Genomic DNA, 589 nt, shown 5'->3' with positions numbered 1-589 from the left:
ATGAGCTAAAGGCAGTCTACACCATTGCCATCCTGGACTTTGTCTTTGAGGAAGACAGGCATGAGCCGGGCAAGTACCGATATGATGTCAAGCTTTCGGATATAGAAACGAAAAAGGTCTTTTATAACAAACTGACGTTTATTTATTTAGAAATGCCCAAATTTAACAAGACCATAGACGAACTGGAAACAAGGTTTGACAAATGGCTGTTTGTACTCCGAAATCTAAATAAACTGGACAGGGTGCCGGATAAATTACGGGAGCAGATTTTTGAAAAACTCTTTGAAACCGCGGAAATAGCCAAATTCACCCCGCAGCAGATCCGGTCTTATGAGGACAGTCTGAAATATTACCGCGACCTGAAAAATTCACTCGATACCGCTAGGGAGGAAGGGATGGAAGAAGGAATTGTTAAGGGTATGGAAAAAGGAAGAGAAGCCAGGGCATATGAGATAGCGGAAGAATTAATTAAAAACGATGTCAAAATGGATGTTATAATTAAATCTACAGGATTGACAAAAGAGCAGATTGAGAAGTTGAAAAACAGGGAAAGGTGATTCATTTTCCTAAATGGTGAGACCGTCATTGC

General features: G+C 40.4%; 1 protein-coding gene. It reads left to right on the top strand.

Annotation, left to right across the window (positions count from 1 at the left end):
- On the top strand, positions 1-557 hold a 557-nt coding region (locus EL17_RS22360; RefSeq protein WP_035080070.1), incomplete at its 5' end, for an Rpn family recombination-promoting nuclease/putative transposase.
- Positions 558-589: the final 32 nt, after the last annotated feature.

It is taken from the genome of Anditalea andensis (assembly GCF_000714815.1).
Taxonomy (GTDB): domain Bacteria; phylum Bacteroidota; class Bacteroidia; order Cytophagales; family Cyclobacteriaceae; genus Anditalea; species Anditalea andensis.
Note: the sequence above shows the minus strand (reverse complement) of the source record. Positions and strands in the feature narration are given on the sequence as shown.